This is a genomic window from Nostoc sp. DedVER02, from assembly GCF_034530675.2.
In the GTDB taxonomy this organism is placed as follows: Bacteria; Cyanobacteriota; Cyanobacteriia; order Cyanobacteriales; family Nostocaceae; genus Nostoc.
The window spans coordinates 52,577-78,692 of sequence record NZ_JAVRCP020000023.1 but is presented as its reverse complement, the minus strand read 5'-3'; the positions used below and the strand labels follow the sequence as shown (position 1 = coordinate 78,692).

Sequence of the window (26,116 nt, the reverse complement as noted above, 5' to 3'; positions counted from 1 at the left end):
GTAGGGGAGGAACGCTACTCCGTGATTGGGGACTCAATACTTGGGACTGGGAAAACATTTCAAAATTTGGGAGGGGTTAAAGCCAAGAACATTATTAATCGGAGTGAGAACCAAATCCCCAGTCCCTTTTACGCGGACACAATCAGATTTCTGAATTCTGCTATATCCAGGACTTACGCAAGAACTCTCCAAAACTCTTATTTCTTTGTGTCCTACCCTTCGGGAAGCCACTTCGTGTCTATGCGTCCTTTGCGGTTCGTTTTCTCATGATTTTGCGTAAGTCCTAATATTTTATTAGTTTCTATTTTTCACTTACTAGAGTTGGTGGAGTAATAGCTGCATATTCTTTGGGTGTTAGCAGTGCTTCCCGAACATCAATCTTTTTGGGCAGGATTTTTTCGTTATAAAATAAATCGGCAACACTTTGTTGAGCTTGCATCAATTCTGGGGTAATTCCTTTTAGTCGATAATTAGCACGTCCAGAAATTATTTCTTGAATAGGTAGATCAATTTTGAGTACAGGTGCTATAAGTTTGGCTACCTCTTTGCGATTCGCTTCTGCCCATTGACCATTTTTATCAATCTCTTCCAAGATAATCCGAAGTAATTCGGGATTTTCCTTAGCAAACTCCCGTGTTCCTACATAATATCCGCCTGGAGTACCAATATTTGTCGCATCTCTTAGCACCCGCGCACCGTGGAGTTTTTCTACCAAAGCTAAATGAGGATCGCCAGTTACCCAAACCGGAATAGTGCCCTGAATAAATGCACCACGGGCTTCCACATTGGGCATACTTAAGACTTGAATATCACTATATTTTAATCCCACTTCTTCTAAAGCTTTGATGATGAAATAGTGAGAAGCCGAACCTTTTTGAAAAACTACTTTTTGTCCTTTGATTTGCGATAAACTCTTAATTGGAGAATCTTTAGGAACTGCGATCGCACTACCTTTACCTGAATTAGGCCCAAGTCTTCTACCAGCCAAATAGATAATTCTTGCACCCGCAGCTTGGGCAAAGATCGGAGGAGTTTCTCCAACTGAGCCAATGTCAATTTTGCCCACATTCATTGCTTCCATGAGTTGCGGCCCTTGAGCAAATTGTGACCACTCTACTTTCAAGCCCAAAGGCTCCAAACGTTTTTCTAAAACTCCTCTGACTCTAACTAAATCACCAGAGCTTTGATACCCTATTCGCAGTACCTTTGTTTTAAAAGTTATAGTTTTAGCCCCTGCTGGTTCTGCTTTAGGATCGGTTCCTGTATTTGTATTAGATACAGTTGACGTACAACTGATTAAAGTAGTAGATAAAGCTACAAAACCAGGTAGTACAAATAAAGCCAATTTACTAATGACTTTTGTCTGAGATTGTGCGAAATTACTAAACATTTTTGCACCTCAATTTTTTGAAAAAATACTAGTAACAAAATATTAATCAATACAAAATATCTAACTTTGAAAATTGATTACAATTATTTACTTATTAGATTTAATTGAATCAGGCGTGAATGCTGCATATTCTTTTGGAGTAAGTACTCCATCTTTGACATTGACTTTTTTTGGTAGAAGCCCTTGTGCATACCATAAATCAGCTATTTGTTGTTGTTTTTTAACAACTTCATCGGTGATTGGTAGCAGACCATATACTGCTTTACTATGAATTGCTTTGAGAGTAAGTACATCAATACCAACATCACCTGCCTCAAGTTCTGCTAACTTCTCAATATTTTTATGCGACCAATCTTCAGCTTTGATAAACTCCTCTAAAAAAACTTTCAGAATCTCAGGATGCTCGTTAGCAAACTTACGTGAGGTAGTATAAAAACTACCAATATCCTGAAGTCCTTGTCCATCTATTAATACACGACCAATATTTTTTTGGACATTTCTGGTAATGTAAGGTTCCCAAATTACCCAAACATCAATTCCTCCTTGACTAAAAGCCACATTTGCATCTGGAGGTGGGAGAAAAAGAGATTTTACATCACTCAGTTTAAGTCCCTCTTTTTGTAACGCTTTTAGCAAGACATAATGAGCAATAGAAGCTTTTTGAAAAGAAACTTTTTTGCCTTTAAAGTCAGCAACACTTTTAATCGGAGAGTTTTTTGGTACTAAAAAAGAAACTCCTCTACCATTAAATCGGGTCGTTGCAATATATACAAGAGGCGTACCTGCGGCTTGAGCAAATATAGGTGGCGATTCAGCTGTGGCTGCGATGTCAAGAGAACCAGCATTTAACGCTTCTAAAGCTTGCGGGCCAGCAGCAAACTCTAGCCACTTTACAGTAAAATTCTTTGCTGCCAAACTTTTTTCTAGAGTTCCTTGCTTTCTCATTACCGCAAGAGAACCAAGCTTAGAATAAACAATGCGTAACTCTTGTTTTTGTGAAGTATTAGAAACTGTTTGACTTTGAGATTGTGTACTAATTGAGGATACTTGATTTTGAGTATTTTTAGTTTCTTGACTACAGCCAACTATGACCATTGGTATGGTGAGAGTGCAAGCAGTCATTAATAAAGATATATGTTTAGTATTTAGACTATATTCATAGAACATATTTGTATTTGTTATGTTTGATTGTAACGGTTTATTGCTAAACAAATTTAGCCTTTGCAAAATTCTGAAAAGCACCATAATATTTTTTCTGGTTAAATTTAATAATTTTCGCCGATGTAGCGTTTTCAATGAGTAATTACAGCTCTCATTTTCAGTTTAAAGTGTATCAAATTTGCTTCTAAAATAAAGTATTCATTAACACTAGTTTTTAAATAAAACTTTTTTTATAATTTTGGTTTTCAAGTATAAAGGATGATATTTAGACAAGTTTTATTGGTCAAAAATCTAGAATAGCTCTTGACTCTTGACCAATAAAATGTATAGTTTAAACGCCCATTAACTTAATTAAGCTTCTGAGCTATAAATCCTAAAAGGGACGACTACCTGCAAGGCTAACTCGCTTTAATACTCGTCGCTCATTTGGATCAAATGCTTGACGGTAGTGCAAGGTAGCTTGATTATCCCAGTAGACGATATCACCTACAGACCATTTGTGTTGGTAGTAGAATTTGGGTTGATTTAGATGTTGCCTTAATTGTTCAATCAGTTTAGATCCTTCTTCCGGTTCTAACCCGACAACTTCCACTTCTGTAGCGACATCTAAGTAAAGATGCTTTCTACCACTCTCTGGATGTGTTCTAACTAAAGGATGGGGGAAAACAGGACTTATTAAAGGAATATCCCGATCTAAACGATATAAAGAGCGGGGTGCATTTCGATCTCGCAAAAATGGGTTGTAGGTAATTAGCTGTAAATCTGCAATCCGTTCTTTGGTGGTTTCATCTAATTCTTCATAAGCTAAATTAGTATTTAACCAATAAGTATTTCCACCATGAGTTGGTATTTCCAAAGCATAAAGAAGCGAACCACTAGATGGTGTGGGAGTCCATTTGTGATCGGAATGGAAAGTTAATTCTCCAGTACCGGTATAGCCGCCATCGACATTAGAAATCGGAATCACTACCGGAGTTTCTCCTGGTTTAGAAGCTAATACTGGAGTTTCATCTGATGGTACAAATAGTGCGCCAAAATAGAGAGCAAAGTTCAAAAGCTGTTCATCAGAGAGCTTTTGGTCTTTGAAGATTAAGATATGGCGATCGCGCAAAGCTTCCTTAAGTTGTAATATAACTTCTGGTGCGATCGCTTGACTGGCATCAATATCGGTAACTATCGCTCCCAATGGAGCATCGATAGGACTAATTTTAACCTTTGTCAAAGTCGAGGTAGCCATAATATTCTGCTGTATTTTAATTTTTTGTTGGGGATAACTACTTATTTGCTAACACTTCAGAAGGAGTAATTTTGGCGTACTCTTCAGGCGTTAAAAAGCCGTCTCTAACATTCACCTTTTTGGGGATAAGTCCGAGGCTGTACCACTTATCTGCAACTTCTTGTTGCTTGTTAATGACTTTCTCGGTAATTGGTACTAGCCCATAATCATATTTATCATGCATTTTTTCTAAAGTCGGCGGATCTAACTGAGTTACAGGAGCAAGCAGTTGTGCTACTTCTTTGGGATGAGCCTTAGTCCAGATTTCTGACTTTTCTAGCTCCTCCAAAAACACTTTGATTACATCAGGATGAGCCTGATAAAATTGGCGTGAGGTTGAATAAAAGTTCCCAGTATCCCGCAACTTTCCACCATCTGCTAAAACACGAGCGATTTTATTTTGTTCATTTCTAGTAGCGAATGGCTCCCAAATATACCAAGCATCCACCTTATTTTGACTGAATGCCGCATTTGCATCTGCTGGTGCTAAAAAAATCGATTGGACATCACTCAGTTTGAGTCCCGCATCTTCTAATGCTTTAACTAATAAGTAGTGACCGATGGAGGCTTTCTGAAAAGCTACTTTTTTGCCTTTCAAATCGCTAACAGTTTTAATCGGAGAATTTACAGGAACTAAAAGTGAAATAGCTTTTCCACTAGGGCGTGTAGTAGCTAGATAAACAAGGGGCGCTCCTGCTGCTTGGGAAAATATAGGAGGCGATTCGGCTGTAGATGCAATATCCAATCCATTTGCATTTAAGGCTTCTAACTGTTGTGGCCCAGCCGCAAACTCAGCCCACTGCACTTTAAAACCCAGAGGCTCTAATCGCTTTTCTAAGGAACCCTGCTTTTCTAAAACTGCTAAAGCGGAAAGTTGTTTTGAACGTACAATCCGTACTACTTGCTTCTCTGTAGCGCTAGATGAAGCCACAGATACGGGCGAAGCTGCTGATTGTTGAGCGTTATTTTTGGCTTCACTACAACTTGATAGGGTTGTCGATAGCATTAAGCAGTAGCCGAGAGCAAACAACAAGGAACGGCGTGTTGTTCTTGGACTTTTTCTGAATTCAAACTTTCCTTTTAAAGCTGGCATGGGTTATTTTATTGGTTCCCTTTTAGATGGTTAAAGCAATGGTGATTGATTGCAATATCAAGAACGAAAACTTTATTTGAAACCTCTAATCAATAGATGTTTTTTGTAATTCAAAAACTTTACTTATGAAATTAGAGAAGAGAGTGGGTATTACCCACTCCGCAACGACTCGAGGAACTGAAACTTTAGTATTGAGGAGGCAAAAATTTAGGAAATGGAGTGAGAGGGCCCACTCCAATGTCGTGCTAGTGGAAGATTAAAATTTGTCTGTCTGGGTAGCGTTCAATTTTGCTAGTGCTTCCAAGCGACTAGGATTGTAGCTTTGAGTTCTTCTGTGAAATGTCCAGACGGCTCAACTGCTAGTAGCGCTTCTCTTAGATCCTTTTCAAAAGCTGGCGCGTTATCGCCATAGAAAATCTTGAGAGAGAAGGCTGTAGTGTATAAGTAGCCGAGATAACTATCGACAGTCCAAGATTTTTCAAATGGCACTTCATAAGTTTCTTGGCGAGCAAAAGCCGAATTGCCAATGACGACTTCATGAGGAGGATCGAGTGGCTTACGAGTGCCTTGTCCCCGTTGTCCAGTCCGCCGTTCTTCACCTAACCATTTCTTTACTACTCCAACAGCAGCTTGTTTCCAAGGTAGATTGCTTTCCCAAGGGTTATCACCAGTGTTAAGTAATGCGATCGCACCATCATCAGTCAGCAATTCATAAAGGCGTTCTAGCACTAATTCGCGTTCCATCCAGTGGAAGGCTCTACCAATTGTGGTTAACTTAAATTTCCCTAAACTAGAGTCGATTAACTCTGCTCCTTGTTCTAACCAAGTAATATTATTCGCTCCAACTGCTGCTGCTTGCCGTTTAGCTTCTGCAATCATTTCTGGATCGGGATCGATCGCCACAACTTCCTCAAATTGGGTTCGCAGACCAATTGAAATCAATCCTGGGCCAGTACCTAAGTCAAGGAGTCGTCCTTGACCATTGAGATGAAATATTTCGGCTAGTTTGTCGAATACAATCGGTGGGTATTTGGTTCTATATTGAGCGTAGCCTTCTGCGGCTCCTTCAAATAAACTTGGGTCGTAGGTAGGAAGTGTTTTAAGTTGAGTCATATCAATTTTGGATTTTAGATTTTGGATTGTAGAGACGCGATTCATCGCGTCTTTGGCTAAGAATATTGCGTAATGACGGGTAATTCATCATTGAGTACCCAATCGCCGATCGCTCTCAATTTGTAGTCCACAGGATCGTGCAGGGTAAAGGTTCGCAAATCTCGCCAGTAACGATCAAACCCGTATTTGGTTGCTGTAGCGCGGGTTCCGGTAACTTCAAAAATGCGGTTGGTTATATCTATACCGACACGGGTAGCTAATGCTTTGGCTGCGGAAACTGCGATCGCAACTTCTCCCCTCTCCTGATGAGTCAGTTCTGCATCCTTTTCCCAGGCTGCTTGCACCTTTTCGGCTGCTTTGTCGGCTAGAGCGATCGCGGCTTGAATTTCCAGCCAAAAGTCACCATAATGATGCAGAATATAGGGGTCTTTAGTAGCACTATCTACCCCTGATGTAATCCACGGTTGAGTAGTAGTTTTAGTATATTCACGAGCAGCAATAAAGGCTCCTTTAGTAATTCCTAGATAAACGTTAGTTTTTGTTAGCTGGGCAATAATACCAAGGAAAGTTGAGAAGGCACTATCAGGCGGATTTGGTGGCCCCAAAATCTCATCTTTTTGTACTAAAACATTGTTAAATGTATAACTGCCGCTATCAGTGCGACGTTGCCCAATATTGTCCCAATCTTGATTGGAAACTAACCCTTCCCTTTCTTTGGGAATTATGAATATAAAAGGTAATTCTACACCATCTTCCAAAGCAGAGAATACCCGATAATCTGCAACGGAAATACCTGTGCCAAAGCTTTTAACACCATTAACACGAAAGTTCTCACCTTCTGGATTTATTTTCAGCCTAGTATCCTTTGTATTGATGGCATTTGCCCAAAATAAATTATTTTTAGCAGTTTCTCTATAATATTTTTCTTTTTGGGACGGCGTGCCGGAAACGTGACCCAAAGCTGTCAAGTTGAGATGATTACCATACAATTGACCAATTGAACCATCTGCTTTTGATAGCTTTCTAACAATTTTTAAAGCATCAATCCAAGTTGCACCAATTCCACCATATTGCTTAGGTACAATTAGCGGTAACAGTCCACTTTCACGTAGTTTATTAATTTCCTCGTCTGGAACTCCAGCTTTAGCATCCCGTTCGACTGCGGATTGAGCAAGTTCCTTGGATAGAGAAGCTGCTAAGTCAATGTAATCCTTTGGTTTTGTAATATCTAGTACCATAATTAAATCATTTTTGTGTAGATTAGTTTTTGCAAGTCGATGCAATAAAGGTACAAACCGATGCATCAAAGACACAAACCGATGCAATAAAGGTACAAGTCGATGCATCAAAGGTACAAACTGATACATCAAAGGTGCAAAGCAATGCAATAAAGATACAAACCGATGCATCAAAGGTGCAAAGCGATGCAATAAAGGTGCAGATGGTCGGTATTAGACACAGAATTTAGGAGAAATGCAGAGTGGGTAAAACCCACCCTACAAATGAACAGAGGAAATGGAACATGGAACGTTGTAATTGTCCTTTGTCATTAGTCCTTTGTCCTTTGCAAATGACTAATGACTAATGACAGTTATTTCTTAGCCGCTAAATATTCGTTTGCGGCTTTCTCAACACCTGTACCTTTGAAGAAGTCTTGATTGAGACTGGTGTACAACTCCAAGGGATGGATTGAGAGGAAGTAGCGGAGGTCTTCTTCGGTAATGATTTCGCGTTCTGCCATTGAGTAGGCGTTGGCAGTAACGGCGGTGATATCAGGCACATCCCAATGACCGGAATCTGAACCTAAGAAAGCTTTAATTCTGTCGCCAAAGGGATTAGCAGCACGATTAAAAGCTTGGCTGACACGGGTATCGTCTGATTCTGTACCGAAGTAGAAATGATTCAAGAAGCGATCGCGCACATCTTCTGGTTTCTCTATTCCTGCTAGTTCAAATTCATCAAGTTCGCCTGGATCTTCTGGCGCTAATAGTTGATGGTGGAATCCTAAACCATCACCAATTTTATCTAAGCGTCCATCTACGAGTTCGCCACCGTAGCGAGTATATAACTCTACTAATGCTTCCTTGTCGATAATAGCAGGATTGTTATTTGATAACAAATGTTGTTTGTTACGGGTTTCCCAATGCCAAATAATATCAGCGTATAGACTAGCACCCCAAGCGGAACCACCTTCCAAAAAGGCAAACTTTAATTGCGGGAAGCGGCGGGTAACTCCACCAAAGAACAGCGATTTGCATAATGCTTCGGCTGCAAAGGCAAAGTGATTAATGTGATTATATTGGGCGTTGGTAACAGAACGCTGAGTTGTCCAACCTTGGCTAGAAGCGTGAGTTGTGGGTACAACTTTCAGTTCTACGCACTTCGCCCAGAATGGATCGTAATCATACTGGCTATCTAAGCCAAAGTTATCAATCCAAACCACTTCGTTAGCTACTTCTTTGCCATACTTCTCAAAGGCAGGAATTGGCCGACGAACATAACCGGGAATTTGAATTGCTTTGAGTCCTAAAACATTTACTGCATATTCCAACTCTTCAATCCCTTCTTCGGGAGTGTGCAGTGGGATAGCGGCAATGGGTGTTAAGCGATCGCTATAAGGACGGAAAATATCAGCATGGTAGGTGTTAACTGCCCGACAAACAGCCCGCCGCATTTCTTCGTTGCCGATATTCGGAGCCATTGTTGCCAAGTTGGGGTACACAACGGCAAAGTCTGTACCTGCTTCTTGTAAACGTTCGTGCAACAACTTGGGCAAGCTAATGGTAGCCAAATTCAAAGTATTTTTGGTTGGACGACCCCACCAGTTAGGGCGATTGGTACGATAAGCAAAACGTTCTTCCCAACTTTGCTTATACCACTTAAAGCGGGAAGCTCCTGGTAAATTTTCTTTGAAACGTTCGACAATTTCAGTTCCACCAACTTGCTCTAAATAATCCAAGACTGCCGGTTCAAATTCCTGGGTATGTACATCGGTGTCAATGATCGGATAACCAAGTTTTTCTCGAATTTGAGCAGACCTAGTTTTTTGTGGGCGGTCTAGAGCGATCGTCATGATAGTTTACCCTAAATTATTCAAATGTTTGTAGGGATTGGCAAAGCAAAGACGCGATAAATCGCCGTCTCTACAATAATCAGTCCTTTGTAGAGACGGCGATTTATCGCGTCTCTTTCCCAGCCAAAAATTCATCTGCTGCTCTCTCCACAGCCGTACCTTTAAAGAAGTCACGATTCAGGCTGGTGTACAACTCCAAGGGATGAATTGACAGGAAATATTGCAAATCTTCTTCGCTGATAATCTTGCGCTCTACCATTGAATAGGTATTAGCTGCGATCGCAGTAATATCAGGTACGTCCCAATGACCAGAATCAGAACCCAAAAATGCTTTAACGCGATCGCCATAGGGATTAGCTTTACGGTTAAAGGCTTGAGCTACACGGGTATCATCTGATTCTGTACCGAAGTAGAAATGATTCAAGAAGCGATCGCGGATATCCTCTGGCTTGGTAACTCCTGCAACGGCGAATTCATCCAAATCACCTGGTTCTAAGGGTGCTACTAACTCAGCGTGGAAACCTAGACCGCTACCTAGTTGATCCAAACGACCGTGTACTAATTCACCACCATAACGGGTATAGAGTTCTAGCAATTCTTCGCGATCGATATTGGCGGGATTGTTATTTTCCACCAAATGATCTTTATTGCGAGTATCCCAATGCCAGATCAAATCGGTGTACAAACTAGCACCCCAAGCTGAACCTCCTTCCAAGAAAGCAAACTTGAGCGTGGGGAAGCGGTGAGTTACACCACCAAAGAACAAAGATTTACACAGCGCTTCCCCAGCCGATGCAAAGTGACCAATATGGTTGTATTGGTAATTGCTAATGGAACGCCGATTGATCCAACCCATACCGGAGGAGTGGGTGGTGGGGACAACTTTCAGTTCTACGCACTTCGCCCAGAAGGGATCGTAATCATACTTACTATCCAAGCCAAAGGTATCAATCCAGATGGCTTCATTGGCTACTTCTTCGCCATACTTCTCAAAAGCGGGAATTGGGCGGCGGATATGTCCGGGGATTTGAATTGCTTTGAGTCCCAGAATATTTACAGCATATTCCAATTCTGCGATCGCCTCTTCGGGCGTATGCATGGGAATAGCAGCAATTGGTGTTAAGCGATCGCTATAAGGACGGAAAATATCAGCATGATACGTGTTAGTTGCACGGCAAACAGCCCGCCGCATTTCTTCATTGCCGATGTGTGGAGCCATCGTTGCCAAGTTAGGGTATACAACGGCAAAGTCTGTACCAGCTTCTTGTAAGCGTTCGTGCAGCAACTTCGGCAAACTAATGGTAGCTAAATTTAGGGGATCGTTAGTGGGACGAGTCCAGAAAGGAGGACGGGCGGTGCGGTAAGTGCGGCGTTCATCCCAAGATTGCTTAAACCATTTAGAGCGAGATGCACCGGGTAAGTGTTCTTGAAAACGCTCTGCGATCGCAGTTCCAGCAACTTGCTCTAAATAGTCCAAGAATGCTGGGGGAAACTCTTGGGTATGTACATCAGTGTCGATAATGGGATAACCCAGCTTTTCCCGAATTTGAGCAGACTTAGTTTTTCTGGGACGGTCTAATGCAATAGTCATAGGTTCTACCTTATTTTTCAATTAGATTGGGTAGATAGTCAATGCTGATTCAGAAGTTTGTTTACTCCCTTCTCAACAGCAATTCTTTTGAAGAAGTTGGAATTTTCCTTTACATCTAATGTGGCGTGCTTAGTAAAGACAAAATCTCCAAAATCAGTTTCACTGATAACTTCCTTCTCCATAAATTTTCTCTGCGTTCTCTGCGCCTCTGTGGTTCGTTAAAAAAACTTTAATTAACAAGATAAATAAAATTAACGCGGCTGTTCATTAACAACCCAATCTGTTAATTTAAAGTCCGACTTTGCTAAACCCTGCGAGACTAAAAATTTCTTCGTCCCCTCTAAAAGTTTCACACCATCGGCTGGTAATGGTTCTTCTGATACTTGTTTTAGTGGGAACGATATTTTAATAATATCGATAGGATATTTAGTAGTTTGAGCATGATACTGATAATATTCTTCAGAATTAGCTTTTAAATCCTTCGCTGCTTCTGTCAAAATTGCATTAAATTTTTCTGGAAAATCAGGCTGTTTCGCCAGAAAACTTTCAGTTGCGACAACTAATGATGTCCCTGAAAGACCCTGATGATTTGCAGAAGAATCAATTACTGGAAACCCTTGCGATTTCAAATAAGGCCCCAGATCGCTTGAGGTTGCATAAGCAGCTACATCACCACGTTCTAAAGCCGCCTTTGCCTCAGTAGTCATCAAATGAACAACTTTTACATCTTTGGCAATTTTAGCTTCAGCTAATAGACCCAGCAGGTATCTATGCATATAAGAACCTTTTTGAGTAGCTACTTTTTGACCCTTAAGTTCAGCGAGCGATCGCGCACCATTCTTCTTCGCCACTAACCAAGCTGTTGTATTAAATTGACTGATCCGCAATAGTCGGGTTTCTTGACCCCTTGCTCTCAAAACTATGGCTGGTGTATCACCTAAAGAACCAACATCTAATTGTCCGGCGACAAGCGCTTCATTTAGATCCGGCCCGTTAGGAAACCTTGCAAAGTTAATATTTTTAAATCCCGCTTTTTGCAACTCCCGTTCTAATATTCCCTTTTTCTTTGCCCAACCAAGCGATCCTGTAGGTTCTGAACTACCTACATAACCTATTCGTAGGGTAGAAATGTTATTAGATGCAACAGCATTATTAACATTAACAGCCTCAAGAGATTGAGCAGATTTAGTTTCGCCTTGGCTACACGCTGTAGTTACTAGCAGTAGGACACAAGCTACTGAAGTTGATAATCTTGAAGGAAATTTATTTTTACTGATAGAACCTGTTCCTACTTTGAACGACAGCATGACTATTTTCTCCGCCGTACTATTTCATCTGCTTCAAAATTTGGAATGTTTGATCGGCTTTTGCTGTTGAAGTACGTTTATGTCCCCAACCGATGTTTTCCCGATAACTACCCAGCAGCCCAACTTCTGCCAATTCTGCCTCGTTGACTGAAGCCCTCACATCGCTTTCTGGTGCTACATAAAGAGCATCAACTGGACAATACAATTCGCACATATAACAGGTTTGGCAATCACTCTGTCGGGCAATGGTTGGCGGTGCATCAGGTACTTTGTCAAACACATTGGTTGGACAAATATTCACGCAGATATTACATTTTATGCACCGCGATTCGCTGACCAACTCAATCACACTAATGCTCCTATTTTGGATTGCGACTTTTCTGTACTATGTAAAGGCTGACTCTTCACCCAGACTCGATCTAATCCGCCACTAATCAGATGATGTTGCTGGTTAGCATCAAGTTCTGGATAATCTTGATGTTTGTGCATCCCACGAGTTTCTTTCCGTTCAATGGCACTGCTGTACATCCATCGCGCTGTGGCTACCATCGCCGCAGCTTCTCGCGCCCGAATTAACTCTTTATCTGATGTTACTTGGCTACTGCGGAGTTCTTGCCAAAGATGATTTAGCTTACCCAAAGACTCAGTTAAGCCTTGTTCTGTACGGAAATAGTTCTTTTCGTAGGGAAATACTTCGGCTTGGACTGCTTGAATTACTTCATCAGTTGCTAAAGTTTGAGAGCGATCGCTTTGTAATCCTACCTCTCCAACACCCTTAACTAGTCGTTGAGTTTTGTATTCTCCCAAACTACGAGCATATTCAGCAGCCGATTTCCCCGACCAATAGCCAGAAGATATTGCCCAAGCTGCATTATGACTACCACCGCCAGTAAATCCGCCACAAATTAGTTCGCGTGTGGCGGCATCTCCAGCCGCATAGAGTCCTCGTACAGAACTGGCACAACTCTCATCGACAATCCGAATTCCTCCTGTACCGCGCACAGTTCCTTCTAAGCGCAGAGTCACGGGGAAACGTTGAGTAAAGGGATCAATACCTGCACGGTCAAAGGGTAAAAAGAAGTTGGGCTGTGCTAAACGCATAGATGGCCGCATCGATTCCGCCGCTTTGTCTATGATGGCGTAAACTGGCTGTTGCAGTAATGTCTGGGCAATTATTGACCGTCTATGAGAACTTGCTCCCGGAATCACAGTCCCATCTTCGTAGGTGAAAGTTGCCCAATTATAGAACAGGGTTTTGGTAACTGAAGAAAAAGCGGGGGAGATGCCGTAAGCGTTGGAAAATTCCATACCTGACATCTCGGCACCTGCTTCAGCAGCCATTAAATAACCATCCCCTGTTAGAACGTTGCATCCTAACGCTTTACTGAGAAACGCACAGCCACCAGTTGCGATAATTGTGGACTGCGATCGCACTATCCATTTACTACCAGTCTGGCGGTTCACACCTGTTGCACCAGCAACAGCACCATCGTTATCTACCAGTAATTCTAAGGCGGGGCTGTTGTCTAAAATCTTCACTCCTGCGCGTTGAATTTGCCGCCGCATCAGCCGCATATATTCTGGGCCTTGCAGCGATCGCCGATAGGGTTTACCTTCATCGTCGGTAGGGAAGGGATAACCCCATTCTGCTAACTGATTAACGTTTTCATAAGTCCGATCTAGTACTCGATCCATCCAATTGCGATCGGATAAAAACCCACCTAACGATTCCCGACTCGCCTTTGCAGTTTCTCGCGCTTCTGGATCAGGTGGCACATACCACACACCATTACCAGATGCCGCAGCACATCCAGTTGTACCACAGTATCCTTTGTCTACGAGGATAACTCTAGCTCCACTTGATGCAGCACTCCAAGCCGCCCAAGTTCCAGATGGCCCGCCTCCAATTACAAGCACATCTGCTTCTAGGTCGAGTTCAAAATCGGTTATTAACGTCTTCAGCATTTACAATTTCTCCCCCATCGATAAAGTCTTAAGCATCAAGTCTTCACCCCATCGATGCTGCAAAATATTCAGAAATTTGTTTACCCATTTACTTGAGGACTTATTATCAATAGCCTCAATTTGTGGCTCATTAACCCAAACCATCAATTAAGTACAATAACTCGATCGATAAACAGTAGTTTAGGCATAACAAAGTTTTTCACAGTTTTCAATAAAAAGCAAGTATTCCAACAAAAAATTTAAATGTTAATTTATATCAATAAAACTCTATATATCTCAAAAGAGACTTGCTTTTTATAGCAGGGCTTATAGAAAAAGGTTCTTAAACTCTTATTACAGCAAAAGCCTTGGTGGTTAGGACATCAACAGATGATGAAATTTAGACACAAAAAGACTTTTCACCCAGTCCCCAATCCCCCACTACGCGAACGTGGTTCATTTTTCTATTACTAGTACAGCACGGCGGAAGTAAACCACCCATTTCACATCTATGAAACGCTTACACTGTATTCATTTTTAATTTTTAATTTTCAATTTTTAATTCCGCCTTGCGGTACTAGTGCATAAGTCCTATATAAAATTTTCTGCTCTGAAAATAATCGGGATTGGGGCAGGTAGGTTAAAACCTGCCATGTCGCGTTTCATCCCCGGTCTAAAGAAAGGAATGCAATACTAACGAAAGTCTTCCGTTGAGGCTATCATGCTCCCGCTAGTGTGTTTTAAAACCTAAAGACAGTACGAACCCAAGCAAATAAACTATCGGGGTTATTAGAATCAGAGTTTGGTGCAGTAATCCAGATAAAGCCTGGTGTCACCTCAATATTATCTCCGATTTTATATTGGTAAAATGCCTCAATGTGCAGGGAGGTATCTTTATCTGCTTGTCCCGCACCCGCTCCCAAATCTACACCTTGACTGAGCCTGGTGAGTTTCGGCTCCATACCAACTAAAAGCCCTCCTAAAGCACCTTCCTTAAAAAGATCCGGGAATGCCAGTCCCACAGCCCAATCCATTGCACTGCCATCACCACGCCCCAAATAGCGATGCGCTCCATAACTTACCCACCCATTAATTGCTAACTTGGGATTAATTTGATAGAACGCCTGTAATCCATAAAGATTGGCTACAGTTCCCGTTCCAGCCACGGTGCTGTTTACCAGATTACTCCCGACTGCTGGCCCGAAGTTTGTTCCGCTTAAACCTCTGGTGTTTGGTGGACTATAAGTATTGACGTAAGTTGCCGCTACCCGAAAATTCCGATTACCAGAGTAGTAGATTAACTGTGCTAAAGCTAAATATCTGCCTGTAAAAAATCCATTATTAGGTGTGGGATTTCCACCGTTTGGTGCGCTGTACGCTACCCCGAATTGAAGTTGTTTGCCTAATCGCTGGAGTATGGCAATGCCGGGGCCACTATCTCCATAGTTATAGACCAAAGACCGCCGTGAAAATCGTGAAATTCCATTAGCGCCAGTTGCAGAAGACGATTCAAAATATGGATTAATCGGGCCAGACAGACCTATCTCACTAGCTCCATCAGACAGGGCATAAATGTTAACTTGGGTATCTGGATTAGGTAAAAACCGATAACGCACACCACCGAGAAGAATAGTATTAACAGCAAAGGTAATACTGGAGTTATCAGCAGTTCTCCCCTCAAAAGTTCCTAATAATCCGGCTCTTGTTTGCCCCAACGAGCCAATATTTCCACCTGAAAGCGATAAGCTTAATGAATCTTTACCGTTAAAACTGGTGTTTAAGCGTAAAGAAGTTGAACCTTGGAGTGTGGCATTGCGAGGTGCGGGTCTTTTGGTAAGGACATTATTGCCAGCCAAAACTGAGCCAAGAACAATCTGCGCTCGACCTATAAGTTTGGTTGTGGTTGTAAACTGAGTTGCTTCTAACTTCGCAGTCCGTGTTTCCAAGCTATCTAAGCGTCCCCGAAATTGAGCAAGTTCTGGAGAAAATTGTTCTTGTAGTTTTTTGATCGTATCCAAGTCTTCCTGTTTGACTAAATCTGTCGTTGAAGTCGCTATTAATTCATTGAGGCGATCTAAAGCTGCATTCAACCCAGCTGCAAATTCATATCGCGTTAGGGCGCGATTCCCTTTAAATGTGCTATCTGTATATCCCGCAATTGTACCGTAGCGCTCTACTAGTGACTGTAATGCTTGAAATGCCCAATCTGTCGGCAAAACATCTGACAATTGTGAGACAGATGTCACTTGTCCCGCAGAATTATTTGCTGGTTTTTTACCAGTTGGCGATACAACATCTGACAATTGTGAGACAGGTGTTACTCGTTCTAGGTTTGTAGTCTTTTTACTATCTACTGTTTGATTTTCAGCTGTTTCTGGAGTTTTGTTAACTTCTACTTCAGCAGCAGGTAAATCAGATTTAGGTAGTTCAGCGTGACTTTTGGCTGGATAAAAAACCATAATAGCTAGAATATCTAGCAACGAAAGCAGGAACATTATCCATCTATAATTTGAGCGTAAATTCGACATTACCCTTGAACTCCTCAACCTGAAAAACGAATAAATTATCTCTAAATTGGACAGCAGAATTCTCAGGAAATTTTGACTAAAACTTTGTGCTAAGTTATTAGCTAATAAAGTTAGTAAAATTTCCCCGATTGAGAAAAGTACAAATCTCCGATAAGTATCGCAAGCAGTACTAATAAACTGAATTTAGACTGCAAAGCTCGTAGTAAATTCTCAAAAGAAAGTTCATAACTCAGAATTTTGTTTGCGATTGTATTGGAGTGATATCGATAAGGCAGCGCAGCAAGCTTTAGTCAATATCTACTGATATTGACTAAAGCTTGAATTGAAATCAAGCTATTATCTGACAATTAATATTAGCTGAGTACACTAATTTGTAAGCAGCTAGATTTGACAGTCTCAATTGTTAAGAAAAACCTATAAACCTATAAGTCGATAGATTTACCGGATTTTGCGTAAAATTATCTTTGCATAGAGCTTGGTACAATGCAAGACCTAGTATTTATCTAGAAAGGAAAAATATATCGAAATTCTTGGCTAGGTCAACTCAACCCAAGCAACTGCGATCGCATAGCGTCCTGTAGGCGATCGCTACAAAGGTATTCCTCCTACCCCCTGCCTATCGCTGAGAAATTTTGCTTACTCAATGAAAAGTTGTATTTTCCAACACAGCAATTCTCACCACAAAAGTGTCACAATTGGCAACCAAGGAGTTGGTTATCCAGACAGCCGTTTTTTACTAATGGTTAAATTAGGCTTGATTTTTAGAGAATATCGGGTAGAATTTTGTCTATAAAATACGGTAATTCGATAGGATAATCGTATATTGTACTCCCATACCCTGACCAACATGCAAATTCTCTGGTTTATTCCTACTGGATCTCATGACGGACGCTATTTAGGCACAGATATTGGTTCTCGTGTTGCCACACCTGATTATTTGCAGCAAATTGCCCAAGCTGTAGATAATTTAGGCTACACGGGTGCATTGTTACCCACAGGGAATTCTTGTGAAGATGCTTGGATAACTGCCGCCGCTTTTATATCTGTCACCAAGCAGATGAAGTTTCTCGTGGCAATTCGTCCAGGAATTACTTCTCCAGGTGCTGCTGCACGGATGGCAGCAACATTTGATCGGATTTCTAAAGGAAGATTGTTGATTAATGTGGTGACAGGTGGAGATCCGGTGCAACTAGCTGGCGATGGCTTACATCTGAGTCATGACGATCGCTATGATTTAACCGATGAATTTCTTACAGTTTGGCGGGGTATTGTCAGTGGGGAAACAGTGGATTTTAAAGGAAACTACCTCGATATCAAAGGTGGTAAACTCCTATTTCCACCAGTTCAAAAACCCTATCCACCCTTGTGGTTTGGTGGTTCATCTGCGGCTGCGAAGCGGGTTGCTGCTAAACATATAGATGTTTATCTGACTTGGGGTGAACCTCCACAACAAGTTGCTCAAAAGATTGCCGAGGTTAGACGATTGGCAGCCGAACAAGGTAGAACAGTCCGCTTTGGGATTCGCTTGCATGTAATTGTGCGAGAAACCGAGTCTGCGGCTTGGGATGCAGCCAATGAGCTAATCAAATACGTGGATGAGAATGCGATCGCCAAAGCTCAGGAAAGCTTGGCTAATTCTGATTCCGAAGGACAACGACGGATGAGCCAACTACATAGCGGTAGTCAAAAAAATCTAGAGATTAGTCCCAACCTATGGACAGGAATTGGATTAGTGCGGGGTGGTGCTGGTACGGCTTTAGTTGGAGATCCCGAAACTGTTGCTGCGAGGATGCTGGAATATCACAATTTAGGGATAGAAACCTTTGTTTTCTCTGGATATCCCCATTTAGAAGAAGCATATCGCACAGCGGAATTATTATTTCCACGTTTACCTTTGCAAAGGGAAACTGCACCGCTACTAGCGCCACCAGTCTTGAGTACTGTTAGCGAAATAGTTACCAATGACAAATTTGCTAAACAATTAACGAGTGCCTCATAAATAATTCGTAGTTCGTAATGACGCTCGCGGACTCGCTACCGCTACGCTAACGTAATTCGTAATTAAAGAGCAAATTACGAATTATGTTGATGATGCTGCTAGATTCATCCTTTGGAACAATCTAAAATCTAAAATCACATGACTCTTAGCCTTAAACACACCAAAAGAAACAATCATATATCCCTGAGCGAGGTATTAGAGAACCCGCAAATAGATAAAATAGTTCCCTGGATTGTGCCCGTTCTAGTGCTAGTGCTTTGGGAATTTGCTTCTAGAACGGGTTTACTTTCAAGCAGAATTTTACCTGCTCCTAGTGGTGTAATCGCTACAGCTATTAGGTTAGCTTCCACCGGAGAACTTTTTCAACATATAGGAATTAGTGCTGGACGGGCAATATCTGGTTTTATCGTTGGTGGCAGTATTGGGTTTGGTTTGGGATTGCTCAATGGCTTTTCCCGGATAGCAGAAAAGTTATTAGATAGTTCCCTACAAATGCTCCGCACTATTCCTAATTTGGCATTAATTCCCCTAGTAATTCTCTGGTTCGGTATTGGCGATCAAGCTAGATTATTTCTAGTATCTATGGGGGTATTTTTCCCGTTATATCTGAATACATTTCATGGTATCCGCAGTGTCGATCCGGGACTGATTGAAATGGGAAAAGTTTATGGATTGAAAACCCCACAACTTCTGTGGCAAATCATTTTTCCAGGAGCATTATCTTCAATTCTCGTCGGTGTCCGTTTTTCTTTAGGGATTATGTGGCTGACGCTAATTGTGGCAGAAACGATCGCAGCAGATTCGGGACTTGGTTATATGGCAATGAATGCCCGTGAGTTTATGCAAACGGATGTTGTGGTCTTGAGTATTTTGATCTATGCATTGCTTGGTAAATTAGCAGATGCGGTTGCCAGAGGATTAGAAACAAAATTCTTGGCTTGGAACCCCAATTATCAAAGGTCTTGAAGAAGAATTCAGAATCAAGACTTTTTGAATTTTAACTTCTATTGATTTTGAATTTGATTTGCTTTGTTTAACGTCTCATTATTGTTCTAAAAAAAAGGAAGTTTTGCAAGTGATTTCTAATGTACAGGGTACGCAACTAAGTATTTTGGATTTGACGAAATCTTTTGGTAAAAAAACTGTTTTAAACTCACTAAATTTAGAAGTTGAAGCAGGTGAATTTGTCGCTATCGTCGGACGAAGTGGTTGTGGGAAAAGTACTTTATTACGTCTTGTGTCAGGGTTAGATAAAGCAACTTCAGGCGGAATACTACTGGATGGAGAACCACTACGGAGACTCAGCCGTTCTGTAACAGTGATGTTTCAAGATCCCCGCTTGCTACCGTGGAAGCGCGTTGTTCAGAATGTGGGGTTGGGCTTGGAAGGTAATTGGCGAGAAAAAGCTTTATGGGTACTCGATAAAGTCGGACTCAAAGATCGGGCTGATGAGTGGCCTTATGTTTTATCTGGTGGACAAAGACAACGAGTGTCATTGGCAAGAGCGTTAGTCAGTCAGCCCCGCTTGTTGTTGTTAGATGAACCTTTGGGAGCATTAGATGCTCTAACTCGCTTAGAGATGCAGCATTTGATTGAAAACTTATGGTTAGAACGAAGATTTACTGCTTTTTTGGTGACTCATGATGTAGAAGAAGCTGTGGCTTTGGCAGACCGAGTGATAGTGATCGATGAAGGACATATTTCTCTCGATCTCTCTGTGAAACTTTCACGCCCGCGAGATAGAAGTAGTGAAGTATTTATCAATATTAGAGAAGCAGTTCTCCACCGAGTAATGAGTAATGAAAGTACTCAGTCCGATAACCAATTGTTGCAGTTGAGTAGTTGAGATTTAACTTTTTTTTGTTGATCAATATAATGCTTGGGGTAGCTGTGGTAAAATAGGCTACTTCGAGAATGAAGATTATTAATAAGGCATTTTATTGGGGTTGTGAAAAATAATTTTTTAACGAACCACAGAGACGCAGAGAACGCAAAGAAAATAAAGAGAGATTTTAGGGGTTATTTAGAATTGCTATCGCTGAGTATAGTTTAATGTTCATAATGAAATGGGAGAGTAGAAAATTATGAAACTAATTTTACCCGATCATCTCATTGGTGATATTAGACCACATCTACCATCTGATATAAATGTTGTAGAGGTGGATAGTGAAGGTAATCTTGATGGTGATGTCAGTGATGCAGAAGTTTATGTCAACGGATTTTATCTGAAAGCTTCTACCCTTGAAAAAGTTCTGACAGCAGCGCCCAGAGTGCGTTGGCAACAGTCGCCAAGTGCTGGCGTGAATCACATCCTGACACCAACTTTTTTACAAAAAGACATTGTTCTCACCAATGGCGCAGGGGTTCATGCGATTCCCATTTCGGAATTTGTATTGGCATTCATGCTCTATCACGCCAAGAATCTGAGAAAATTGCAGACTTTGCAGGATGCACACACTTGGGTAAGAGGAGTGTTTCTTGAAGAGTTAGCAGACGCAACTTTATTAATTCTCGGTACAGGGAATATAGGTCAAGCGATCGCATCTCGCGCTAAAGCATTTGGTGTTAAAGTTTGGGGTAGTCGCCGCCATCCTGAACCCTTACCGAATTTTGACAAAATTGTAGGTGCTGATGAGTGGCGATCGCTTCTACCAGCCGCCGACTATGTAGTAATTGCCACACCGCTAACTCCAGAAACTAAAGGCTTGATTGATGAAGCTGCATTGCGCTCTATGCGTCAGTCTGCATACTTAATTAATATCGCTCGTGGTGCGATCGTGGATGAAGCAGCATTACTCACTGCACTACGTGAGGGATGGATTGCGGGTGCTGGATTAGATACAGTGGCTACAGAACCTCTACCGCCGGAAAGTCCCTTGTGGTCGTTACCGAATGCCTTTATCACACCCCATTGTTCAGCCCTTTCGCCACGCCTGAGAGAGCGCATAGCACAACTGTTTCTCGACAATCTCAAACGCTACCAAACTGGTCAACCCTTGCGGAATGTTGTAGATAAGAAAGCTGGATACTGATTAAGGATTGGGAATTGGAAATTGGGCATTGGGCATGGCTTAATAATCAATAGTTCTTCTCCCCCTGCCCCCTGCTCCCCTGCCCCCTGCCCCCTGCTCCCCTGCCTTCTTCCCAGTCCCCAATCACTTTACTTTCAGCGCCGATTTACCTAATGATTGACAAATAGCATCATTTTGTGGTGTATGGATACGGCTGCACAAAACGTCACGATAGTGTCGCTCTAAAGGATTCCTTTTTAACATACCAGGATTACCAGTCAGTTCTAAGGCAATTTCTACAGCCCGAATTGAGTTGGTTGTAGTGAGGTATTTAACAGCTTGTGCCTGTAATCCTACGTTAGATTCATACTCGCCCTTGTCAATATCTTCAGCCAAAGTATAAATTAATGTATTGTTAGCAAACAGCAGTGCTTCTATTTCACCTACGGCAGTTTGGAAGCGTGGTAGAGTTGCTAGTGGCTCTTTGAGATTAGAAGGCGATCGCTCCCAAAGATATTTAACCAGCCAGTCTCGCGCACTAGTAGCAACGCCGAGATATAAAGCACTCACTGTCAAACTGCCCCAAGTAGAAATCAGCGGATCAAAGGATGGTAAAGCAGATATGGGATTGATATTCAGGGCGTACTCTGAGGGGATTAATACATTCTCCAAAATCAGATCGTGGCTGCCTGTAGCTCTCATCCCTAAATGATCCCAGGTTTCGACAATTTGCAAACCGGGCAAATCGCGCGGAACTAGAAAATTGCCAACTTGTGGTTCATTTTCAGTTGTTCGCGCCCAAACAACAAAGTAACTCAGGATGGGACTACCTGTGGTGTATTGCTTGTGCCCTGTTAAACGCCAACCCTCTGTTGTGCGTTCGGCAATTGTAGCAGGTAATCCGCCTCTAGCTGGTGTTCCTAACTCTGGTTCGACACGAGCCGCATTCAGCAGGGCAATGCCTTCAATGGATTCACGACAAAGCCGCTTATATACATCTGGATTCCAGCGACGGCTACGGGCTGCATTGACATGTTGGAGATAATGCATCGTCAGTACTAGGGCGGTTGATGCATCGCCACGCGCTATCCCTTCAATGACTCGGCAAATAATTGATAACCCTAAACCCTCACCACCTAACTCACGGGGAATGGTGAGGCTGAGTAATCCTGCCTCATGCAAAGCTGTAAAATTTTCAAAGGGAAAAGAACCATCTTTGTCGTGTACCCCTGCACGGGTGGCAAAATCCTTAGCCAGAAGCTCAACCCGATCGAGAATACTGGGGAGAGTTTCTAAGCTTTTGATTGCAAAGGTGTTTGCCACTGCTTGCTCCAACTTTGACATAAAGATTAGCCTAAATCCTGCTTTCTTTTCTTCTTCAGTTTATGACCTTTAACTCGGTCTTCTGGCGATCGCTAGCAATACTACTTAAATTCACTCGGAATTTAGTAATTAGAAAGTTCTGTAAGTATGACACAAACAGCTTTCACAGAGCAAGCTAAGTGAAGAATTTAGCAGAGGCTTTTAGGCAGGTGGGCTTCTACAATCCGTTAACGCAAACCTAAAATTTCAGAAATTGCCGTTACAATATCTAAATAAAAGTTGCCTTTTACTGCACGAAATAATTCAAATTTGGAGTCAGGGGCACCAAAAAATGGTCTGAGAAACCATCCTAACTGCATACCAACAAAGGCATAAAGCAATAACCAGGATCTTAAAATAGTGGTGCGGGTTTTTTTACCGACTTCATCTTGTTGAGAAAGTAATTGCATTCCTTCATACAAGAATTTCACACCAAATATACCTGTAATGCCAAAAATGAACACATTCAACAATTTGAAAAATTGATAAGAATCTGGTGTAGTGATCAGAAAAAATAGTGTAACTGGTGCCAAGCTAAATAAAAGTACGCTAATCACTGACACAGAGGTGAGTAATACAACAAAATGTTGTTGAATACTGCTTCGGGAACCAAACAATACATTAAAAAAGAACAAAGTCGGGAAACAAATAATCAGTGTTAATAAATAAAACGCTGGAAGTTTAATAGCGCCGGATAATGCCTGTGCCCAACTATGGGATGCACCGATAATCCCTCCATAAAGGGCAAAGAAGATAGAACTAGATACGAACAAAGAACTGATTTTATTTTGTAATCTTATTCCCTGACTAATTTCTTCTAAAAAAGATTGGCGATCGCGCAGTAAATTAACCAAAACACTAAATTGTTGAATTCCGCGATTTTGCTTTTTCAGCATAATTTTATAGGTTGTATATTTTGTGTAATTGCAAATGACTAATTAACGGAATCCAAACAGGTAGCTAAGAGATTTAATTACGCTTAAATAGAAATTACCTTCTCTTTCGCGGAATAGTTCAAAGACAGAACCAGGTGTGCCAAAAAAGGGTCTGAGAGTCCATCCTAACTGACTGCCTACAAAAGCGTAAAGAAATAGCCAAAATTGTAAAATCTTCTGGCGCGTTTTGCTACCTTCATCATCTTGTTCTAAAACTAAACTCGTGGCTTGATATAAAGAAGAAATTCCAATAAATCCAGTTATGGCAAAGATAAAGACATTTAACAAAATTAAAAACTGGTAATTATTGGTGGTAATCAAGAAAAACAGTGTGATTGGCGCAAAGCTAAATAAAAGTACGCTCGTAACTGAAACCGCAGTTAAAACTAATGCTAAATGCTGGGCAAAACTCCGTTTGGAACCAAAAATAATATTCGCAAAGAATAACGTCGGGATACAAATCAAAAGTGTGATTAGATAAAGGGCTGGGAGTTTAATGGCGGAAGATATAGCTTGCATCCAGCTATGGTATGCACCAATGATTCCACCATAAGCAGCGATAAATAAGGAACTGCAAACCAGCAGAGAAATGATTTTATTTGGTAATCTTATTCCTTGGCGAACTTCCTCTAGAAAACCTGGGCGATCGCGCAGGAATCCAATCAGCACTGCAAAGTATTTTATTCCTGAAGATTTCCGTTCAATCATATTCGCCTCACATCGATAAAATTCTAAGTTTAATCTGAGTAATCACCGCCAGAACCATAGTTCCAGGCATCAATCAAACGATGCCAATAATATTGTTGTTCATTTGATTGATTCTTAATCCACGTTTCTAACATTGGACTTAAAGAAAATAAGGCAGTATATACACCTAAATTGCTGTAATGTACCATCCAATCTAATAAGTTTCCTAAACCTACTTGCGGAATAATCTTAGCAACTATTCCCGGATGAGATAAACCAGTTTTTAACAGTGTTTGCGTTAATGCCGAAAACTGCACTATATCCTGTAAAAATGGTTTTAGCACTGGTGTACCCAATTGCTGCATTTCTTGAAATACTGCCGAGAGTAATTGATTAATTTGATCTGGAGCAATTTTTTGATTTACACCAACACTCATCGCCTTTTGAAACAACCAAGTAACAGTTAGACTTGGCTGATAGGGTTGCAGCAGTGTTAAGGCTTTTGCAGATAATTGTTCTGTTTCTAGTGCTTCATAAATGCCATAAGTTAAACGCTTCAGATGACGTACCATTGCCCCAAAACCACCAAAACTCAAGGGAGATTGACTACCACTACTATCTCCCACTGGTAGAATTCGACTCCAAGGAGTTTTTAATGGACTTTGGCGATGGGTAGGAAAGAAACCAAACAACGCCCGTTGAAATTTCAGATTGCTCAATTCCACTCCCTGATATTCTGGTAAAAGACGTAGATATTCCTCAAATAGAGCTTCTAAACTCAAGCGTTGGGGATTTGCATCCATGTAGGTAAACAAGTAAGTTGTTCTCCCATCTCTGGCTGGAAACGCTTCCCAGAAGTATTGGCATTGATTTTGCAAAGATGTAAATGATAACAACAAGTCGCCTGAGTTATTTTCCGCAAAACCTTGGGCGCAAGTTCCCACCACTAAGCACAGTGCATCTGGTTTTTTGCCTTGGCGTGCTTGTTGGCTGATGGGTGAAAGATGTCCCATTGCATCGATTAATAACCGAGTTTTGAATTGGTTATTTACCATCACCCCATCTGGATGAACTACGGCTTCGGTAAAAGGTGTGTTTTCTAATAACTTTCCACCAACGGCGAGAAATCGGGTTTTCAATGTAGCCAGCAGATAAACCGGATCTACGCCGATATTTAAAACATCCTCTACCCAAACTTCTGTACCGCCATTAAAACTAACTCGCGCTGGGTTATATTGAGTGGCGATCGCACTTGCTAATTCTTCCTCAGTCAGCAAGTTCAATTCCACAAACACATCTAATTCTTTGCGAGAGATATTCCACTCCTGTTCCCTCCCCTGCAAAATTCCCCGTTCCATCAACGCTACCCGTAGCCCCTTCACAGCTAAGGCGCAACCAATTAAAATGCCTAAAGTACCACCGCAGATAAGTACATCGAAGTCTACAGCGCCTAAAGGTTGTTGAGTTTCTTTAACTAACGTTGGTACTGGTGCGGAGTTTTCTCGCAGAGATGTGAGGATGCGATCGCTTTGACGCAATCCTTTTAAAACATCGCCGGGTAATTGGGAAAGAACTTCTTCAGTTAAAGACATCGGGTTTAATTCCAGCAGAGTTACTAGTATCGATCGTATCTTTGCTGGAACAGT

Annotated in this window: 20 protein-coding genes; 4 read left to right on the top strand and 16 right to left on the bottom strand. The window is 41.5% G+C overall.

Features of this window, described 5'->3' with window-relative positions; genetic code table 11:
• Nucleotides 1–301: 301 nt before the first annotated feature.
• From RMZ41_RS21550 to RMZ41_RS21495, 12 genes are all read right to left on the bottom strand, one after another.
• Nucleotides 302–1,390, bottom strand: a complete 1,089-nt coding sequence (locus RMZ41_RS21550) for a sulfonate ABC transporter substrate-binding protein (RefSeq protein WP_322641111.1) — start codon at nucleotides 1,388–1,390, stop codon at nucleotides 302–304.
• Between the two features lie 87 nt (nucleotides 1,391–1,477).
• Nucleotides 1,478–2,557, bottom strand: coding sequence for an aliphatic sulfonate ABC transporter substrate-binding protein (locus tag RMZ41_RS21545; protein ID WP_322641110.1), 1,080 nt, complete (start codon nucleotides 2,555–2,557; stop codon nucleotides 1,478–1,480).
• Nucleotides 2,558–2,924: 367 nt separating this feature from the next.
• Nucleotides 2,925–3,788, bottom strand: coding sequence for a TauD/TfdA family dioxygenase (locus RMZ41_RS21540; RefSeq protein WP_322641109.1), 864 nt, complete (start codon nucleotides 3,786–3,788; stop codon nucleotides 2,925–2,927).
• Between the two features lie 37 nt (nucleotides 3,789–3,825).
• Nucleotides 3,826–4,920, bottom strand: a complete 1,095-nt coding sequence (locus RMZ41_RS21535) for an aliphatic sulfonate ABC transporter substrate-binding protein (RefSeq protein WP_322641108.1) — start codon at nucleotides 4,918–4,920, stop codon at nucleotides 3,826–3,828.
• Nucleotides 4,921–5,211: 291 nt separating this feature from the next.
• Nucleotides 5,212–6,033, bottom strand: coding sequence for a class I SAM-dependent methyltransferase (locus RMZ41_RS21530; protein ID WP_322641107.1), 822 nt, complete (start codon nucleotides 6,031–6,033; stop codon nucleotides 5,212–5,214).
• Between the two features lie 56 nt (nucleotides 6,034–6,089).
• Complete coding sequence (locus tag RMZ41_RS21525) at nucleotides 6,090–7,442, bottom strand: acyl-CoA dehydrogenase family protein (protein ID WP_322641106.1); 1,353 nt, start codon at nucleotides 7,440–7,442, stop codon at nucleotides 6,090–6,092.
• Between the two features lie 182 nt (nucleotides 7,443–7,624).
• Entirely contained in the window at nucleotides 7,625–9,106 is a 1,482-nt protein-coding gene (locus tag RMZ41_RS21520; protein WP_322641105.1) for an amidohydrolase family protein, read from the bottom strand.
• A gap of 103 nt (nucleotides 9,107–9,209) precedes the next feature.
• Nucleotides 9,210–10,697 carry an amidohydrolase family protein gene (locus RMZ41_RS21515; protein ID WP_322641104.1) on the bottom strand — a complete coding sequence of 496 codons (1,488 nt, stop codon included), beginning with the start codon at nucleotides 10,695–10,697 and terminating at the stop codon, nucleotides 9,210–9,212.
• Between the two features lie 251 nt (nucleotides 10,698–10,948).
• Nucleotides 10,949–12,004 carry an ABC transporter substrate-binding protein gene (locus tag RMZ41_RS21510; RefSeq protein ID WP_322641103.1) on the bottom strand — a complete coding sequence of 352 codons (1,056 nt, stop codon included), beginning with the start codon at nucleotides 12,002–12,004 and terminating at the stop codon, nucleotides 10,949–10,951.
• 19 nt (nucleotides 12,005–12,023) lie between these two features.
• The gene (locus tag RMZ41_RS21505; protein WP_322641102.1) at nucleotides 12,024–12,353 is read right to left on the bottom strand and encodes a ferredoxin family protein; all 330 of its coding nucleotides are present in this window, start codon (nucleotides 12,351–12,353) and stop codon (nucleotides 12,024–12,026) included.
• Complete coding sequence (locus RMZ41_RS21500) at nucleotides 12,350–13,969, bottom strand: FAD-binding protein (protein WP_322641101.1); 1,620 nt, start codon at nucleotides 13,967–13,969, stop codon at nucleotides 12,350–12,352. Before RMZ41_RS21500 ends, RMZ41_RS21505 begins: the two co-directional genes overlap by 4 nt.
• Nucleotides 13,970–14,688: 719 nt before the next feature.
• Nucleotides 14,689–16,443, bottom strand: coding sequence for an iron uptake porin (locus RMZ41_RS21495; protein WP_409875720.1), 1,755 nt, complete (start codon nucleotides 16,441–16,443; stop codon nucleotides 14,689–14,691).
• A gap of 880 nt (nucleotides 16,444–17,323) precedes the next feature.
• Between RMZ41_RS21495 and ssuD the strand changes: the two genes are divergently transcribed.
• The 4 genes from ssuD to RMZ41_RS21475 all read left to right on the top strand — a co-directional run bounded on the left by ssuD (nucleotide 17,324) and on the right by RMZ41_RS21475 (nucleotide 21,507).
• Nucleotides 17,324–18,475, top strand: a complete 1,152-nt coding sequence (gene ssuD, locus RMZ41_RS21490; RefSeq protein ID WP_322641099.1) for an FMNH2-dependent alkanesulfonate monooxygenase — start codon at nucleotides 17,324–17,326, stop codon at nucleotides 18,473–18,475.
• 138 nt (nucleotides 18,476–18,613) lie between these two features.
• Complete coding sequence (locus RMZ41_RS21485) at nucleotides 18,614–19,441, top strand: ABC transporter permease subunit (RefSeq protein ID WP_322641098.1); 828 nt, start codon at nucleotides 18,614–18,616, stop codon at nucleotides 19,439–19,441.
• A gap of 109 nt (nucleotides 19,442–19,550) precedes the next feature.
• The gene (locus RMZ41_RS21480) at nucleotides 19,551–20,321 is read left to right on the top strand and encodes an ATP-binding cassette domain-containing protein (protein WP_322641097.1); all 771 of its coding nucleotides are present in this window, start codon (nucleotides 19,551–19,553) and stop codon (nucleotides 20,319–20,321) included.
• 238 nt (nucleotides 20,322–20,559) lie between these two features.
• Nucleotides 20,560–21,507, top strand: coding sequence for a D-2-hydroxyacid dehydrogenase (locus RMZ41_RS21475; protein ID WP_322641096.1), 948 nt, complete (start codon nucleotides 20,560–20,562; stop codon nucleotides 21,505–21,507).
• Nucleotides 21,508–21,630: 123 nt separating this feature from the next.
• On the opposite strand, the gene RMZ41_RS21470 is transcribed toward RMZ41_RS21475, so the two are convergent.
• The 4 genes from RMZ41_RS21470 to RMZ41_RS21455 all read right to left on the bottom strand — a co-directional run bounded on the left by RMZ41_RS21470 (nucleotide 21,631) and on the right by RMZ41_RS21455 (nucleotide 26,062).
• Nucleotides 21,631–22,830 carry an acyl-CoA dehydrogenase family protein gene (locus tag RMZ41_RS21470; protein ID WP_322641095.1) on the bottom strand — a complete coding sequence of 400 codons (1,200 nt, stop codon included), beginning with the start codon at nucleotides 22,828–22,830 and terminating at the stop codon, nucleotides 21,631–21,633.
• Between the two features lie 206 nt (nucleotides 22,831–23,036).
• Entirely contained in the window at nucleotides 23,037–23,744 is a 708-nt protein-coding gene (locus RMZ41_RS21465) for an actin-binding WH2 domain-containing protein (RefSeq protein WP_322641094.1), read from the bottom strand.
• A 42-nt stretch (nucleotides 23,745–23,786) separates the two neighbouring features.
• Nucleotides 23,787–24,491: an actin-binding WH2 domain-containing protein gene (locus RMZ41_RS21460; RefSeq protein ID WP_322641093.1), complete on the bottom strand. Its 705-nt coding sequence runs from the start codon at nucleotides 24,489–24,491 to the stop codon at nucleotides 23,787–23,789.
• 29 nt (nucleotides 24,492–24,520) lie between these two features.
• Nucleotides 24,521–26,062, bottom strand: a complete 1,542-nt coding sequence (locus RMZ41_RS21455; protein WP_322641092.1) for an FAD-binding oxidoreductase — start codon at nucleotides 26,060–26,062, stop codon at nucleotides 24,521–24,523.
• Nucleotides 26,063–26,116 lie beyond the last annotated feature (54 nt).

What these genes read in the sequence shown, in the direction of transcription:
- RMZ41_RS21550 (WP_322641111.1), bottom strand. Translation starts at nt 1,390, where the DNA reads ATGTTTAGTAATTTCGCACAATCTCAGACAAAAGTCATTAGTAAATTG.
- RMZ41_RS21545 (WP_322641110.1), bottom strand. Translation starts at nt 2,557, where the DNA reads ATGTTCTATGAATATAGTCTAAATACTAAACATATATCTTTATTAATG.
- RMZ41_RS21540 (WP_322641109.1), bottom strand. Translation starts at nt 3,788, where the DNA reads ATGGCTACCTCGACTTTGACAAAGGTTAAAATTAGTCCTATCGATGCT.
- RMZ41_RS21535 (WP_322641108.1), bottom strand. Translation starts at nt 4,920, where the DNA reads ATGCCAGCTTTAAAAGGAAAGTTTGAATTCAGAAAAAGTCCAAGAACA.
- RMZ41_RS21530 (WP_322641107.1), bottom strand. Translation starts at nt 6,033, where the DNA reads ATGACTCAACTTAAAACACTTCCTACCTACGACCCAAGTTTATTTGAA.
- RMZ41_RS21525 (WP_322641106.1), bottom strand. Translation starts at nt 7,442, where the DNA reads ATGCATCGGTTTGTATCTTTATTGCATTGCTTTGCACCTTTGATGTAT.
- RMZ41_RS21520 (WP_322641105.1), bottom strand. Translation starts at nt 9,106, where the DNA reads ATGACGATCGCTCTAGACCGCCCACAAAAAACTAGGTCTGCTCAAATT.
- RMZ41_RS21515 (WP_322641104.1), bottom strand. Translation starts at nt 10,697, where the DNA reads ATGACTATTGCATTAGACCGTCCCAGAAAAACTAAGTCTGCTCAAATT.
- RMZ41_RS21510 (WP_322641103.1), bottom strand. Translation starts at nt 12,004, where the DNA reads ATGCTGTCGTTCAAAGTAGGAACAGGTTCTATCAGTAAAAATAAATTT.
- RMZ41_RS21500 (WP_322641101.1), bottom strand. Translation starts at nt 13,969, where the DNA reads ATGCTGAAGACGTTAATAACCGATTTTGAACTCGACCTAGAAGCAGAT.
- RMZ41_RS21495 (WP_409875720.1), bottom strand. Translation starts at nt 16,443, where the DNA reads ATGTTCCTGCTTTCGTTGCTAGATATTCTAGCTATTATGGTTTTTTAT.
- ssuD (WP_322641099.1), top strand. Translation starts at nt 17,324, where the DNA reads ATGCAAATTCTCTGGTTTATTCCTACTGGATCTCATGACGGACGCTAT.
- RMZ41_RS21485 (WP_322641098.1), top strand. Translation starts at nt 18,614, where the DNA reads ATGACTCTTAGCCTTAAACACACCAAAAGAAACAATCATATATCCCTG.
- RMZ41_RS21475 (WP_322641096.1), top strand. Translation starts at nt 20,560, where the DNA reads ATGAAACTAATTTTACCCGATCATCTCATTGGTGATATTAGACCACAT.
- RMZ41_RS21470 (WP_322641095.1), bottom strand. Translation starts at nt 22,830, where the DNA reads ATGTCAAAGTTGGAGCAAGCAGTGGCAAACACCTTTGCAATCAAAAGC.
- RMZ41_RS21465 (WP_322641094.1), bottom strand. Translation starts at nt 23,744, where the DNA reads ATGCTGAAAAAGCAAAATCGCGGAATTCAACAATTTAGTGTTTTGGTT.
- RMZ41_RS21460 (WP_322641093.1), bottom strand. Translation starts at nt 24,491, where the DNA reads ATGATTGAACGGAAATCTTCAGGAATAAAATACTTTGCAGTGCTGATT.
- RMZ41_RS21455 (WP_322641092.1), bottom strand. Translation starts at nt 26,062, where the DNA reads ATGTCTTTAACTGAAGAAGTTCTTTCCCAATTACCCGGCGATGTTTTA.